The sequence below is a fragment of the Nostoc sp. ChiVER01 genome (genome assembly GCF_034531155.1).
In the GTDB taxonomy this organism is placed as follows: domain Bacteria; phylum Cyanobacteriota; class Cyanobacteriia; order Cyanobacteriales; family Nostocaceae; genus Nostoc.
In genome coordinates this window covers 169051-184525 of record NZ_JAVRBS010000014.1, presented here as the reverse complement: position 1 = coordinate 184525, position 15475 = coordinate 169051, and the positions used below count along the sequence as shown (strand labels likewise).

General features: G+C 40.0%; 11 protein-coding genes and 1 pseudogene. 1 reads left to right on the top strand and 11 read right to left on the bottom strand.

From position 1 onward, the window contains the following. Positions 1-3: 3 nt before the first annotated feature. The 11 genes from RMY00_RS19510 to RMY00_RS19460 all read right to left on the bottom strand — a co-directional run bounded on the left by RMY00_RS19510 (position 4) and on the right by RMY00_RS19460 (position 14617). Complete coding sequence (locus tag RMY00_RS19510) at positions 4-2244, bottom strand: anthranilate synthase (RefSeq protein ID WP_322649113.1); 2241 nt, start codon at positions 2242-2244, stop codon at positions 4-6. Positions 2245-2447: 203 nt separating this feature from the next. Next, the gene (locus tag RMY00_RS19505) at positions 2448-3026 is read right to left on the bottom strand and encodes an SRPBCC family protein (protein WP_322649112.1); all 579 of its coding nucleotides are present in this window, start codon (positions 3024-3026) and stop codon (positions 2448-2450) included. A gap of 40 nt (positions 3027-3066) precedes the next feature. Continuing rightward, positions 3067-4203: a 3-deoxy-7-phosphoheptulonate synthase gene (gene aroF, locus RMY00_RS19500; protein WP_322649111.1), complete on the bottom strand. Its 1137-nt coding sequence runs from the start codon at positions 4201-4203 to the stop codon at positions 3067-3069. Between the two features lie 71 nt (positions 4204-4274). After that, entirely contained in the window at positions 4275-5573 is a 1299-nt protein-coding gene (locus RMY00_RS19495; RefSeq protein WP_322649110.1) for an NAD(P)/FAD-dependent oxidoreductase, read from the bottom strand. 88 nt (positions 5574-5661) lie between these two features. Continuing rightward, on the bottom strand, positions 5662-7092 hold the full coding sequence (locus RMY00_RS19490) for a tryptophanase (RefSeq protein ID WP_322649109.1): 1431 nt from the start codon (positions 7090-7092) through the stop codon (positions 5662-5664). Between the two features lie 56 nt (positions 7093-7148). After that, positions 7149-8597, bottom strand: coding sequence for a cytochrome P450 (locus tag RMY00_RS19485; protein WP_322649108.1), 1449 nt, complete (start codon positions 8595-8597; stop codon positions 7149-7151). 110 nt (positions 8598-8707) lie between these two features. Continuing rightward, positions 8708-10345: an NAD(P)/FAD-dependent oxidoreductase gene (locus tag RMY00_RS19480; RefSeq protein ID WP_322649107.1), complete on the bottom strand. Its 1638-nt coding sequence runs from the start codon at positions 10343-10345 to the stop codon at positions 8708-8710. Positions 10346-10757: 412 nt separating this feature from the next. Next, entirely contained in the window at positions 10758-11486 is a 729-nt protein-coding gene (locus RMY00_RS19475; RefSeq protein WP_322649106.1) for an AraC family transcriptional regulator, read from the bottom strand. Between the two features lie 27 nt (positions 11487-11513). After that, positions 11514-12233: a DevA family ABC transporter ATP-binding protein gene (locus tag RMY00_RS19470; RefSeq protein WP_322649105.1), complete on the bottom strand. Its 720-nt coding sequence runs from the start codon at positions 12231-12233 to the stop codon at positions 11514-11516. Positions 12234-12242: 9 nt separating this feature from the next. Beyond that, positions 12243-13418, bottom strand: coding sequence for an ABC transporter permease DevC (gene devC, locus RMY00_RS19465; RefSeq protein WP_322649104.1), 1176 nt, complete (start codon positions 13416-13418; stop codon positions 12243-12245). After that, entirely contained in the window at positions 13415-14617 is a 1203-nt protein-coding gene (locus RMY00_RS19460) for an ABC exporter membrane fusion protein (protein ID WP_322649103.1), read from the bottom strand. The genes devC and RMY00_RS19460 overlap by 4 nt, the downstream gene beginning before the upstream one ends. 595 nt (positions 14618-15212) lie before the next feature. On the opposite strand from RMY00_RS19460, the pseudogene RMY00_RS19455 reads away from it, so the two are divergent. Next, positions 15213-15377, top strand: a pseudogene (locus RMY00_RS19455) (ISAzo13 family transposase); the annotation flags it as partial. Between the last annotated feature and the right edge of the window lie 98 nt (positions 15378-15475).

Sequence of the window (15475 nt, the reverse complement as noted above, 5' to 3'; positions counted from 1 at the left end):
AATTTAAGAGACAGACAATACGGCACGATGGATAACATCTTTGTTACCAGTAGTTTCTAGCTGTGGATGTGAGAAATTGCACTCTCGTGTGTACATACGCACGACATTCTTAATAATTGATAGACCTACTTCATCAGAAAGAGTCATGATCGATTCTGGGTGAAACTGGAGTGCAGCAATTGGAAGGGTTTTATGCTCAATGCCCATAATCACACCATCTTCTGAAATAGCTGTAACTTGCAATTCTTGAGGAAGGCGATCGGGTAGAGCAAATAACGAATGATATCTACCAACTTCAAAGGATTGGGGTAAACCTTGAAATATCCCAGATTCTGGCGCTGTAACAACAACACGAGCCGATTTTCCATGTTGCGGATACTCAAGAACTCCTAATTCACCCCCAAAAGCTTCAACAATTCCTTGTAACCCCAAACAAACCCCAAAAATTGGGATTCTTCGACGTATGCAGCTTGCAACTGTTTTGGACAGATTAAAGTCACTAGGTCTACCAGGGCCAGGAGATAGTACAACGATGTCTGGAGATTCAATATCTAGAATTTGTTCACAGAAGCCATGACGTAGTGTTTTAACTGTGGCACCAGAAGAGCGGATATAGTTAGCAAGTGTATGTACAAATGAGTCTTCGTGGTCAATTAGTAAGACACGCTTGTTTGTTTCAGTTTTAGCTCGATTGCTAAGGTTTAAACTGCATGACAAGTTGGACTTTTGCTGAGTCTGGTAGAGCGTTTGAAACAAAGCTGCTGCTTTAGTTAAAGTTTCTTGGGCTTCGGCTTCTGGAATTGAGTCATAAAGAACTGTCGCACCCGCACGCACTTCTGCAATTGAGTCTTTAAGTTGAATTGTTCGCAGAATCAGACCGGTGTTCAAGTCGCCTTTGAAAGTGAAGTAACCAACTGCTCCACCATACCAACGTCGAGGGCTACGCTCATGCTGTTCAATAAATTGCATTGCTGCTCTTTTGGGCGCTCCTGTGACTGTGACTGCCCACAGATGAGTAAGAAATGCATCCAAGGCATCAAATTCAGGTCTGATTAAGCCTTCGACGTGATCTACTGTATGGATCAAATGACTATACAACTCTATTTGGCGGCGGCCAATTACTCGCACTGACCCAGGTTCGCAGATTCGGGATTTGTCGTTGCGGTCAACGTCAGTACACATTGTCAGTTCAGCTTCATCTTTGCGTGAGTTGAGTAGCTGAAGAATTTGTGTCGCATCCTCAATGGCATTTTTTCCACGCTTGATAGTGCCACTGATTGGGCAAGTTTCAACACGCTTCCCTTCGACGCGTACAAACATTTCTGGAGATGCACCAATCAAATATTCTCCACCCAAATTGCAGATAAATCCATAGGGACTAGGATTTATTTGCTGTAACTTTCGGAAAAGTTCTGCTGGGGACTTTTGGCAGCCTTGAAAGAAGTTTTGACTAGGAACTACTTCAAAGAAATCACCTCGACGGAAATAATTAAGTGCTTTCTCAACTTGAAGAGCATACTCATCTGGTTTGTGATCGCAGGGTTGAGTGGGGGTATGGAATTTTCCTTTGTAATCAATGATTTCACCACTCTTTGGCAAACCTCTAGTACTACCATGCTTAGTCTCAAATTCATACTGCACCCTGAATGCACGTTGCTGGTAGTAGTCAACAATTAACAGTTCATCAGGTAGATATAACAACATATCTCGCTGATCGACAGAACGTTCAAGCTGCTTTGGCATTGGTTCAAATTGGAAAACCAAATCGTAGCCAAATGCACCATACAGCCCTAAATGTTGATCTTCTGGACTCTCAAAAGCAGATAAGATTTCCCGAACGATGTTGAAAACAGATGGTTGTTTGCTGCGCTCTTCTTCGGAAAATAAATGTTCTGTTGGTCGAATTAATCCAGATAAATGCTTCGTTTCCCAATTAACTATCTGGAGTTGCGATCGCCCAAACAAACGCTCTGCTAAATACTGCAATAGCACTACGCCGCGATCGTTATGGGCTGTAAGTGTAAAAAAGTTGTCAGTAGTAACGAGTTCTAAGGGTGGATTAACAAAACCTATTGCCCATCTTTTATATCTTCCAGGATATTCGTAACTACTGGAAAATAAACCTCCACGTTGAGAATCAATAAGTGATAAGACTTCATTAATCGCAGTCTCGATCAGTGTCTCAGTGATGGAGCGAGATATGTACACTCCACCTTTAGTTGTGTAGCAATAAGTATCAAACATTGGGGAATTCTCTCAAACTATTTAAAGAACACCATTCCAGAAATGCTTTAACTACAAACTTGTTTACCTAGTTGGTTCATTGCATGAATGCACTGTAAAATAACGAACTACAAAGTAACCAAAATTCGCAAATAACAAGGAAAAAGAAAGAAGTTGAAAAGCTAATTTTTCTAGCAAAACTAATGCGATAAACTATTAGTCATCTATCCACGACTAAATAGCTTTTCTATTCGCTCTCTAATCGCTAACATACTTACTGGTATATCGTGGCTCAAAACGTGTTCTACTAATGCGCCTGGTAAAATTGGCTTTGGCCAAATCAAGAAGTTATATGAAAGCTCCACTCCATCTTGATCGGGCGATAGATTCCAAGGTTTTAACTGCCAGTAACCAGAGAAGTTCTTAAAGTCTCCCTCAACTTGTTGATAATGAATTTTAGAGGGAAAGTTTTCTTCGATATCTACAACTAATTTGGTCGATACCTTCATCCCCATGAAACTTTTCGTGCGGACTTGTTCTACACGAATACCTCCAGTTGGATGAGCCAAGCGTCTACTTTGCGTAAAATTGGGCATGAACTCAGTAAAAGCTTCATAGTCTGTGAGAACCTGCCAAACTTGCTCTAATGAATAGGGAATTTGAATTTTGGCAAAAACACGTCGTTGTCGGTTCTCTAGCTTTTCAATTTTGATGTCTACAGCTTGTGGAGCAATCAAGTCACTATTAGTGATAGGTTCTAAGTTTGTTAATTCTAGTTTTGCGGGGTCATATTCCTTGCTCATTTGTACCTCTTGTGCATGGAAATTGAACAGAGTTTTAAAACTAGTTGTGAGAAGTCATGACAGTGATGGTGCTATTACAAAGTTGTTTTGCAGATTGATAGTTTGATGAAAGGGAAGATACTGTCGATGTGGCAAATTTTGGTTCCCAACGATTAACAGCTTGACCAATCACAGCCATTTCTTGCATTAACTTCTCATATTGATCTGGTGTTAGAGATTGAGGCCCATCAGAAAGGGCTTTCGATGGGTTAGGGTGAACCTCAATCATTAAAGCATCTGCACCAGCTGCGATCGCAGCTAATGCCATCGCTGGTACATATTCTGATCTACCAGTACCGTGGCTAGGGTCGATCATAATCGGTAAGTGAGTTAGCGATCGCAATACTGGTATAGCACTCAAATCAAGCGTATTCCTGGCATACTGCCGATCAAAGCTCCGAATTCCCCGTTCGCACAAAATTACATTCGGATTGCCTGCTGCCAAAATGTATTCAGCTGCCATCAACCACTCTTCAATCGTGGCAGACATCCCTCGCTTGAGCAAAATAGGTTTGTTTATACTACCTACTTTCTTTAACAACGAGAAATTATGCATATTGCGAGCGCCGATTTGGACAATATCAGCAATCTGAGCTACTTTCTCAAGATCGGCTGTATCCATGACTTCTGTCACGATTCCCAAACCTGTTTCCTGGCGAGCGGTTGCTAACAAATTTAAAGCACTCTCACCATATCCTTGAAAAGCATAGGGAGATGTACGCGGTTTATATGCTCCTCCCCGCAAAAACTTAGCTCCAGCAGCTTTAACTCGCCTAGCTGTTTGTACAATCATTTCTTCGTTCTCTACTGAGCAAGGCCCAGCTATTGTAACTATAGAATGATTTTCGCTAAAACTAACTGCTCCATTCAGTGTGGATACTAATACTTCAGTAGGTTCTCCATAGCGAAATTCTCGACTAACCCGTTTAAAGGGCTGTTTCACCCGCAATACTTCCTCAATAAAAGGACTGAGTTGTTGAATGTATTGAGGATTGATATCTGCCGTATCACCGATTAATGCAATTATAACTTTGTGGTTGCCTACAGTTTTTTCTGGTTTAATCTTCCATCTTTCTAATTCTTGGCTAATTTGTTGAATTTCTAGCTCAGGAGTTCCTGTTTTCATGACTATAATCATTGACTTAAACCTTTATTTACTAGACTGCTGTTCACTTTAATTGAGTGAATAATTACTTTCAAGTAAATATTCTAGACCGACATCTCTAAAACCATGTTTGCTTCGACAATCTTCTCAACTATTTCCTGATGTTTACGCTCTGCTTTTAAAGCTTCTAGATATGGCATACAAGTGAAAGAAACATTGTAGTAAAGGGATGCATACTCTGGATTATTTTCTTGGATTTTTCTCTCAATTTTATTGAGTTCTAGAAATTTGGGATCTCCTACCATTTTTCTTAAAACAGTAAAGTGTTCTACGCAAAGATCAGCGAGAGCATCCATATTTGGTTTACGCATAATCTCATATTCTTGAAAAATTGATTGCCAGTCTCCTAAATGTTTATGAATGCAATTAGTAAGTAACTGGCAATCTTCAAAGCCGGCATTAGCTCCTTGACCGTATGAAGGAAAAATAGCATGGCAAGAATCACCAACTAGTATTACTTTATCTTGATAACTCCAAGGAAAACATTTAATAGTAATCATTGCTTCCACTGGTTTATCAATGTAATTCACTAAGTTGGGTTCTACTAGCGACCAGATATCAGGAAAATACTTTTTGAAAAGATAGCGCAGAGAATCGGGAGATGCAGAAGACTTATGAGAAATTTCACCTTCATAAGGCAAGTGTAATGATAACGTAAAACTTCTATCTAAATTAGGAAACCCAATAAGCATGTAATCATCTCGTGGCCAGATATGTATGGCGTTTTTATCTAATGCCCAATCGCCATCACTGGAGGGAGGAATGATAATTTCTTTATATCCCTGCTCAAAATATTCTTGGGAATAATTGAAACGTTTTAATCGCTGCATCTTGTGCCTAACAGAAGAATAAGCTCCATCAGCAGCAAAAATCCTATCTGCATGAACTTGATTGACTTCTCCTGTTTTTGAATTTTGGAATTTTAAGGTAGCAGTTGGTAAATCAATGTCACTACATTTTTGGTTGAAATGAAATTCAATGTTTTCATGCTGTTGGGCAAAACAGAGAAGCGCCTTACTTAAGTCTTCGCGTCCGATAGAATAAATAGCTTCTCTATTGTTACCGTAAGGCTGATAATTTAGCTCACCATTTTGGGCATGAATAATTCTGCCATAGACAGGAATGCAAAGCCTGCGTACCATGTCACCTGCACCCACAGCATCTAATGCGTGGAAACCCCGTTCAGACAAGGTTATATTGATAGATCGATCTGATTGCAGATTAACTTGGCGTGGATCTGAATTTCGTTCATATACACTAACTTTAAAGCCAGCGCGTGCTAGGTATACAGAGAGCAGAGAACCTACAAGCCCTGCTCCAACAATAATAATGTTTTCTTCCATTTCTACCTCTTTTATTCAAAACAGTTCTTGTTCAGCTTTATGTTTTGTGCTAGGAAGAATCTTTTTCAAGAAAGTTCACAAGTTGCGCTTAAACCGAGAGTATTGATAACTCTGTCAATGTTTTTGATAAGTGATTATCTGCTTTAATAGGTTCAAGCTGGGCTGTAAATTGACGCAACAATTTAGGCGCGTAGTTTAGTTGATATCCAGGAATTTGATTGCAGCGTGCAGCAGTTTTACCAAATATTTCAGCCACATAGTCTAAATGACTTTGTGTATATACCCTTCTAGGAAGTGCTAGACGAACTAGTTCCAATTTGGGATACACCATTTTGTTGGTATCTGGATCAAGATGACCAAAAGTCAGTGAGCCTATTTCTACTGTTCGAATTCCACCTTCTAAATAGAGTTCTACTGTTAAGGCTTGAGCAGGAAATTGTTCTTGAGGGATATGAGACAATAACAATCCAGCATCTACGTATACTGCATGTGCGCCTGGCGGCTCAATGATGGGAATCCCTAATTCTCGTAGACGCGCTGCTAGATAAGCTGTTTGCCCCAAACGATAAGCTAGATATTCTTCTTGAAGTACTTCACGCAATCCAATGGCCATAGCATCTAAATCCCGGCCAGCTAACCCGCCATAAGTGGGGAATCCCTCACGGAGAATTAATTCATTACGTGCTTGTTCAAATAGCACCTCATCTCTCATGGTTATAAAGCCACCAATATTGACCATGCCATCCTTTTTGGCACTCATGGTAATGCCATCGGCTAGAGCAAACATTTCTTGGCTAATTTCCAGAGGAGTTTTATCTGCATAACCAGGCTCTCGTAGCTTAATAAAATAAGCATTTTCTGCAAAGCGACAAGCATCAATGAAAAACGGTATACCAAACTCTTTATAAGTTTGGGAAACTCTTCGTAGGTTTTCTAGAGAAACGGGTTGACCACCTCCAGCGTTATTGGTGACTGTGATCATACCAAAGGGAATTTTGTCTGCTCCTACTCTATTGATAAAGTCACGTAGCTTTTCAATATCCATATTCCCTTTAAAGGGGTGATATGAACCAGTATGATGGGCCTCTTCAATAACTAGGTTAGTAGGAAGTCCCCCACGAGCGCGGATATTGGCATAGGTAGTATCAAAGTGCATGTTAGAAGGAACATACTGACCTGGTTTCACCAAACAAGCGCTCAAAATGTTTTCTGCTGCTCGACCTTGGTGAGTAGGTAAAAAGTAGGGAAAGCCGAATATGTCTTGAATGACTTCTGCTAATCGATAATACGAACGAGCGCCAGCATAAGCTTCATCACCTTCAAGCATTGCTGCCCACTGTGCTTGACTCATTGCACTAGTGCCAGAGTCTGTAAACAAATCAATGAATATTTCCTCTGAACGCAGACCAAAGAGATTGTAATTAGCTCGGCGTATAGCTGCCTCACGGGTATTACGATCGAGTAGTTTGATCGGCTCAACCATCTTGATCCGAAATGGTTCTGGGGGATGAAGGGTCATAACTTACCTCTAAATATTGTTTGCTGTTTTTGATTGTGATTTGCGATCGCTCTTAATTAAATACGCGGCTTGATGATAATTTGAAAACTCTCCGGCATTAAAATAGCTCCTGCTGTACCTTCAAAATTCAATTTTTCTCCTGGAGCTTTTTCAAAGCTGCATTTCTGCATTAAACTAGCAATAAAAGTGAATAGCTCAAGCCGTCCTAAATACTCTCCGAAACAGCGACGTTTTCCAATTCCAAATGGGTAATATTTATCTAGCAAATCTTCTCTAACTTCTCCTGTATCAGTGAGAAATCGATATGGGTTGAATTTTTCAGGCTCATGCCAAAAACGCTCATCACGGGTCAAGCTATAAAGATTAACGAACACAGGCGTATCTTTGGGAATGAAGTGACCATTGATAGTGGTATCAATTGTAGTAGCGCTTGGGAGAGCCAGAGGGAAGGAATGAGCATGTCGTAGCATTTCATGAATGCAAGCTTCTGTAAATGGCAATTTTTTGCGATCGGCCATGCATACTTGTCGGTCTCTACCCACTACTGTATCTAGTTCTTGGTGGACTTTCGTCTGAATATCTGGGTCAGCAATCATATATAACATTGCCCAACGAATTAGGGGCGCAATAGGTAGTAATCCTGTACCCATCATTTCTTGCGGTGTTCCTTCCACAATCACCTTTTCGGTAAGACCCAAGGTTTGCTTGTCGAACTCATCTAACTCATTAGTGGCTTTAATGAGCGCATCTACCATACTTCTAAGATTTTCGGGGTCGTATGAGTCTCGATACTCTTTTAACTTCTTTAAAACTAATCTTTCCAGCGTATTCAGCGCGTTATGCCACTTTGATAACCCTTGTCCAAAATTTTCAAAAAATATACGAGTCTGTGGTATAAAATCAGCTAATAAAGTACCCGCAGTATTTTGCGGAAAATCCTCAGCTAATTTGACAAAGGCAATAAAATCTTGATCGTCACGACTGCATTTTTCTCCAAACAAAATCTGAAGCATAACATTCGCAACGGAGAGATTTACCTCTATCTCGGGATTGAAAGGTTGACCTTGATAGCTCAAGAGAATATTTACTAATTCAGCTGCTTCCTCCATCACTTGCTGTTCAATGGAGCTTACTTTACTTGTAACGAATTTATGCAGAGCGTTAGTAGTAATTTCCCGATGCCTTTTCCATAGCAAACCATAATCCCTACCACCAATAGCCCTACCTCTAACTGCATTCTTGAGAGTGTAAAAGTTTGGTCTACCAGCAAAATCCCCTTGTTGTTTTAATAAAGCCTCTTTAATTGTTTCAAGTCCATTGAGTACAACAATAGTTTGAGAAAAAATACGTATTTGAAAGACATTGCCGTACTGTTTTGCTAGATGAGTGAATGTTTGATATGGATATTTACCCATGATTGGCAAGTTCCCAATGATGGGTAAACCACGCGGGCCTGGAAGTGGAGTATTTATTGTTGGGGTAGAAGGTCTTGATTGCAATAGCATAGTAATCTCTTTTATTTGTGTTGCTGTTGTCTCAATTCTTTAAAACACATTGCACATTATTTGTCCTCTCTGTAGTCTCTCCAAATATTGGAGAGACTTTTCTAACCCGTCTATACAGGTTGTGGTACTTTAATATCAAAAAACTCTTTAAGCAAGGCTAAGGGAATATCATCTGCACCTGAAGAAACTAATGGTTTGATTGGTTCTGGATACGCACGGAAATCAACATGTCGTGCTTGAGGATTTCCCCAAGGGTAAACTGATTGCGGTAACATATCAGATTGCTTGAGAAGAGAGAGCATCTGATTAGCAGCTTCTTCTACAGGAATTTCTCCTGCATCAACCTTATCTAATAACACTTCGTAACTATCTAAAACAGTTTGGAAAGTCTCAGCAAAGGGAGCTTTAGCCATAGGATAAGGCTCTTCTTGGTCAAGCTCTATAAAAGGTGATGAACTACTACTAGCTATAGATTTTAAGCAACTACGGAACAGATAGACATCACTAAGAATTAGGTAAGCTAACCAAAGTTGAGTCATTGCATTCCATAGTGGAAAGTGCGACATTGAACGGAAAGTGTTATAAAGTATCTGGTCGTTGTGATCAATTTTTGTTGCTAGCAATTTTTCTACATGGGTAAAGCGCTCAACACTGAAGTCATCATCTTTTAACGCCTCTAATAATCGACCTGCTAGAGAATGAACAGTTTCAAAGGTGCTGATAAAACCTCTTGAGTATAAAGGATCAATAAAACCATAAGAATGGCTCAACAGAGCATAACGATGTCCTACCGCATCTGTAGATGAGTATTGAATCCTATCAGTACTGACCCATTTACGTACTGGTTTCAGGTCTTTAAGATGTTTAGCAATGCTTGGGAACTGCTCGATAATACTGTAGAATTCTTGTTCTGGGTCTATGTCTTTTTTCGGATACTTATAGCCATTGAGCATTAAGCCAACACTGCACAGAGAGCTTTCCGAAAGACTGTGATTGTCAAAGGGAATGACCCATATCCAGCCCCCATCAAAGACATGATGTAATGTTCCTTCTTGCCATTTACAACTTTGTCCTGGCAAGTCTTCTTGGGGTATACAATCATCATAGCCTGGTAAATTAGCTACATGGGTAAAGATACCGCGAGTGTTGGTTCTTAAACGAGTTGGGTTTTCGCGGAGATTGAATTTTTCAGCTACTAGAGAACGGAAACCGGAGCCATCGACTAAAAAGCGAGCAGAATATTCTTCTCCATCTTTGATTCGTACTTGTACGCCATCTTCTTGAAAGTCAATGTCTTGTACTTCAGTCAAGTCATGATATTCAACGCCATAATTGATAGCTACTTTCAACATGTAATGGTCAACATCTGGGCGGAAGAGGTGGCTTTCAGATATCAAAGAAGAAGATGGCGAAATCAGTTGATGTGCTTCATCTGGATTTTGTTTCTCGCCTTGTTTATGGTAAACAAACCCAAGTAAACGTTTTACGCCGCAACCGGATGATACGTATTGCTGGATTGTTTCAACTTGAGTTAAATTTTTAAGTTCTGGTATACCAAAACGTTCTGCAACAATCCACATCCACAATGCACTTTCAGGCAACATGGCTTCACCAATTGCAAACCGAGGATGAGTACCTTTTTCGAGTAGCAATACGCTAAAACCATTTTTAGCTAAAATACTAGCCAGGGTTGTTCCAGCAATCCCTGCTCCGAGAATAATAGTGTCAAAATGTTTGTTTTTTTTCATGATCTCTTGAGTTTTCAATTGACTAGATTTGTTGCGGATTAATGTATTGGAATAAGAACGTAAATTCTGTTTTTTTGATTGCGAATGCTTGCGATTAAAAAGCAAAGCATTAAAAGTTATGCAGCAACTGTTTACGTCTTAAGTGTGTTGTTCTAGGAGAAAGTCAAGTGTTTTCTTTTCACAGTTCAAGTTTATAGTGTCTTAAAGGATAGTTGCAATAATCATTTTTTTGATTAATTGAACAATTATTTTGATTTCATTAAACATAACAGTATATTTTTATTTCAAAAATTAAAGAACGTAAGTTTATGTCTATGCTTTAAAAACAAAAAATGGCTGAAAGTAAAGATTGCAGCCATTGTAAAAATTGAATTTTATACATTGCAATTTCATAAAATATACGTGATACCGCTTAAATTGCCTGAAATTTATAATGCAATAACCATTCTTTTGATTGAGATATTAATTGTTTAGCATTAATTGCTTTTGGACTAAGATAACGGCGGCATATTGTTCTCCAAACATGAGGTGTTTTGCCATTTATCTGGCGAAATTGACGACAGAAGGTAGTTGTATTTTGATAACCTAAGCTCAGAGATATTTGATTTAAATTTTGGTCTGTTTCTAATAACAAAAGGTATGCTTCTGCCATCCGTCGATGAGTAATCCATCGGTAAAGACTTTTACCAGTTTGTAGTCGTACCAAGTTAGTAAGATAAGCTGGAGAGTAACCAACTACTTGTGCTACATCGTCAAGGGTAATTGGTTGATTATAATTTGCTTCAATAAAGTCAAAGACTTCTTTGAGCAAGAGAACAGACTGATAATTTGACTGCTGAGTTGTCCTGTTAGCAGTATTAATAGGTAATGGCTCTAAAACTTGTTGAGCGTAAGCCTCAAAATCTTGTTTCAGGAGAGTCTGTTTTTCGAGTTTGGTAGCAATTAATGCCAATAATTTTCTTAAATTACACGACTGAATTTGAGAATCATTCACTTCTAGATCAATATTTTTGTGAGTTTCAACCTGAGCTACCTTAGTAGTAAAAAAAATGAAGGGGATAGTCGCTTTGAGAATATCTTGATAAAGCGTAGTTAGGACATGGAAATCATCAAATTCTGCGATCATAATTTTAGAAGTCATTTAGAGTTACTTTTTTGTGAGTGATCTTCAACGGTGAGACATTTCAATATTTGATATCTGCGTTGAGTTATTTACTAGTTTGCCGTCTTCCATTTGGACAATCCGATCTGCAACATCCAAAATTCGGTTGTCGTGGGTAACAATGAGGATAGTACAGCTTTGTTCCTTTGCTAGCTGCTGCATGAGGTTAACGACATCTCGACCAGATTTACTATCGAGGGCAGCAGTTGGTTCGTCAGCTAGAACAATTTTAGGATGGCTTACCAAAGCACGGGCGATCGCAACTCGTTGCTTTTGCCCACCTGAAAGATCGTCAGGATAGTAATTTATCCGATGCTCTAATCCTACCTGCTCCAGCATTTGTGCTGCTCGCCGTTGCATTCGTTTTGAAGAAATATTTTTGTGCAATTCTAAGCCCATTTTGACGTTCTGGAGTGCCGTTAGACTACCATGGAGATTGTGAGCTTGGAAAATATAGCCGTTGTTACGTCGCACCTGTACCAATTCTGCTGGACTGGCATGACACAATTCTTTTCCTAAAACCTGTAGACTTCCTGATTGAGCAGAGCGCAATCCACCAGCTAAGGTGAGCAGTGTAGTTTTACCAGAACCAGAAGGCCCGGTCATAATCACAATTTCGCCCGCATGAATTTCTAAATTGATGTCGAATAAGACTTGTTTGCGGAGTTGACCTTGACCAAAGAAGTGATCGAGATTGTGGATGGAAATGACTGGCTTATTAAACATGGTGTATACCTAAAACATGTCAGCAGGGTCAGCAGATTGAAGTTTACGGGTAGCGATCGCTCCTGAAATAGTACACATGACTAATGTTAGTAGCAGTACAAATACTCCTCTTAACAACGGCATAGATAATGGCAAGTTAGTGGCATTACGAACCAAATGATAAAGTCCTATAGCAATTGATGCACCAGGTATAAATCCCAATACTGCCAGAATCAACGCCTCTTCAAATACGACTCCTAACAAGTAAAAAGTACGATAACCCATTGCTTTAAATGTTGCATATTCCTTGATGTGGGCATTTACATCAGTGGAAAGAACCTGATAAACAATCACGATACCAACTATAAACCCGACTACAGTTCCGAGTCCAAAGATAAAACCAATCGGTCTATTTTTGGCTTCGTAATCTTTTGCAGAGTCAATAAATTCTTCAAGTGTTAGCACTTGAACATCTTTAGGCAAGTAAGCTTTTAATGCAGCTGTAACTTGTACTGGATCATTATCTGGTTTGAACTGAATCAATCCCAAACTAACCGCCCCAGCCTGTCGTTGAGGAAATAACCGCAAAAAGCTCTGATCGCTGGTAATCAAAGTGCCATCGGTAGAGAAGGAAGCACCAACTTGAAACAGTCCACTAATAGTAACAGTACGTCGCTCAATTTCAGTCTTGACAGTTTTACCCTGTTCAATTTTGGCAATAATCTCTTTGTAGTCTCCTCTAGATGTGCGGTCAAATAAAACCGTATCTGACAATTTGATACTTTTTAAATTCTGGTTAACCTCTGGCAAATCAACAGTAACACGCTCTGGATTTATACCTACTACCAGCATAGAGGTCTTGCGCTGGGTTTGGGGATTCTTCCAATCTATGAAGTTGATATACAAAGGCTGGGCTGATTTCACTCCAGGCACATCCATTGCTTGATAAAGCCGCCGCCGGGGAATAGTGCCTATATTTGCTAAGTCGCGGGCTTGAGGGCTGATTAGTACAGCATCAGCCTTTAATTTGCGGTGGAGCAAAACGCTGGTATCAAACAGCGCATTCATAAAACCGAGTTGCATGAACATCAGTATATCTGCAAAAGCAATGCCCGACAGTGCCACGAACAGACGGCTTTTTTCATGATTCAGTTGCAACCATCCTAGAGGTGTTCGCTGTTGTAATTGTTGGATTAAACCTTTCATATATCAATCACCACCGTCACTTGAAGATTCGTTAGCTGTGCTACTTTCTTACTTGATACGGGATCGAGACGCACCCAAACCTCAATCACACGAGCATCAGTGTTGGCGGCTGGGTCGGCATGAATCACGTTTTGCCGAACTACACTTAAACCAATCCGCTCTACCGTCCCTTGCAGTTGTTCTGGTAGAGAATCACTGACCACTTTGGCTCGTTGGCCTGGATGAACTTTGCTGATATCACTTTGGTAAACTTCAGCAACCGCATACATCTGTCCTGTTTTGCCGAACTCTATAATTCCTTTATCAGAAACCCGTTCACTGGGATAAGTGTGAATTTTAAGCACTCTTCCTGTCTGTAGCGCTTTTACGTAAGCCTGTTCTAAATCTGTCTGGGCTTTTTGAACTGCAACCTTAGCACTACTAACTTTTGCGGCTGCAACCTCGACATCTACTGGACGTACTTCAGCAATTTGTTTCAGCGTGGCTTTGGCTTCATTGAGTTGTTGTTTTTGTCCTGATTGAATGCGCTTTAAATTTGCTCTGGCTTCCTGCAATTGCTCTTGAGCAGTTTCAAAATTAAGACGTTTGCTATCCTTAAGTGATGCAGAGATAGCTCCTTCCTGATTGAGCATCTGATAGCGCTGATTTTCGACCTGAGCATTCCTGAATTCAGCTTCCAGCCGACCTACCGTAGCAGTTTGGGCTTCTATGTTATTGCGCCGCTCGACTTCCAGACGAGCGATTTGTGCGCGCTGTGCCTCAATTTCTCCAAGTTTTGCGCCTGCTTTAATGCTAGCAAGTTCGGCTTGCGCTATTCGTACCTGTTGTTGGGCTTCTGCTAAAGCAGCTTGAAGACGAGCGCGGCTATCCAAAATGGCAATTACTTGACCTGTTTTTACCGAATCACCTTCTTTGACAAGTAATTGTTCAACTCGGCTACCCTCAGATGAAGTAGGAGCAGAAACTTGAATGACTTCACCGCCAGGATCTAAACGCCCCAAAGCAGTTACTGTCTTGACTTCGGGTATATTGTTAACTTTTACTGTTTGGGTAACACCAGCTTGAGATGACTGAAACCGCCAGAGCATATAGGTTGTAACTCCGCCAACTAAAAAAGTTGTAGCGATTGTCAGAATGGTCAATTGGTGAACCGGAGGTTTTGTAAGAGAGGATTTTTTGACTATTGTATCTTTCACCATAAAGCATTCTTTTATTTGAGTTGGGAGTAATCTCAAGTCTGTTTCAATATGGAGTAACAGGCTTTTGAAGTTAAGTTTTGTTAATTTAGCTTGTTATTACTGGTAGTCTCAAGTACTGCCTAAATGAATATTAATTAACTGCACTTGATATGGTTAATAGAGTAATGCGATTGCCGTAAAATAAAACTTGAGTGGGTTGTGGAAAACTGTCTTGATCATGGTTTTAATGAATTGAGGTCTGTAATATTGAGTTTTCCAATTTTGAATAATTTTGTCCAATTAAAATCCGAAAGTTAAGGCGAAACTTAATTAGTCGCTGCTTTCGATAACAAAAGGTTAGGGACGAATAGCACTAAGAAAAGCTCTAAGGTTTACGGGGTAATTGCTACAGCTTTTAATGCTTGCTTCTGCACGAATGGGATGGAGTCCATTGGTGTCGAGTTAAGGGACTTCCAAAAAATAAAACATCCCAGCAAAAGATAATGATAATCATTGTAGGAGAGGGAGAAAGCGGTAGCTGATGGCTGCCGCTTTCTCCCTTTTTGTAGTAAATTCAGTAATAATAATTGAAATTTCGGGTGCAGCAGGGGTGTCTATAGTATTAACTTCTTCACTGAAACAACTATTGAAACAAACAGCATCTCAATTAAAAGGAGCTGCAAAACGCAAATTTCTAGCGTCAACAGTACAGGGTTTAGGTCTAGGAGGGCAGAGACTTGCAGAAATAGAATTGGGCTGGAATCGAGGTACTATCAGTAGATCGAAAAGTTTTCCAGAAGCCTGAAGAGCCGTTCATTTGAGTTTAGGAACATAGTCTGCCGGAATCCTGTTGGAGTCTGCTTTTCAAGGAACGGGCAT

Bases quoted from the DNA above. Each gene is read 5' to 3' on its own strand.
- RMY00_RS19510 (WP_322649113.1), bottom strand. From the start codon at position 2,244: ATGTTTGATACTTATTGCTACACAACTAAAGGTGGAGTGTACATATCT.
- RMY00_RS19505 (WP_322649112.1), bottom strand. From the start codon at position 3,026: ATGAGCAAGGAATATGACCCCGCAAAACTAGAATTAACAAACTTAGAA.
- aroF (WP_322649111.1), bottom strand. From the start codon at position 4,203: ATGATTATAGTCATGAAAACAGGAACTCCTGAGCTAGAAATTCAACAA.
- RMY00_RS19495 (WP_322649110.1), bottom strand. From the start codon at position 5,573: ATGGAAGAAAACATTATTATTGTTGGAGCAGGGCTTGTAGGTTCTCTG.
- RMY00_RS19490 (WP_322649109.1), bottom strand. From the start codon at position 7,092: ATGACCCTTCATCCCCCAGAACCATTTCGGATCAAGATGGTTGAGCCG.
- RMY00_RS19485 (WP_322649108.1), bottom strand. From the start codon at position 8,597: ATGCTATTGCAATCAAGACCTTCTACCCCAACAATAAATACTCCACTT.
- RMY00_RS19480 (WP_322649107.1), bottom strand. From the start codon at position 10,345: ATGAAAAAAAACAAACATTTTGACACTATTATTCTCGGAGCAGGGATT.
- RMY00_RS19475 (WP_322649106.1), bottom strand. From the start codon at position 11,486: ATGACTTCTAAAATTATGATCGCAGAATTTGATGATTTCCATGTCCTA.
- RMY00_RS19470 (WP_322649105.1), bottom strand. From the start codon at position 12,233: ATGTTTAATAAGCCAGTCATTTCCATCCACAATCTCGATCACTTCTTT.
- devC (WP_322649104.1), bottom strand. From the start codon at position 13,418: ATGAAAGGTTTAATCCAACAATTACAACAGCGAACACCTCTAGGATGG.
- RMY00_RS19460 (WP_322649103.1), bottom strand. From the start codon at position 14,617: ATGGTGAAAGATACAATAGTCAAAAAATCCTCTCTTACAAAACCTCCG.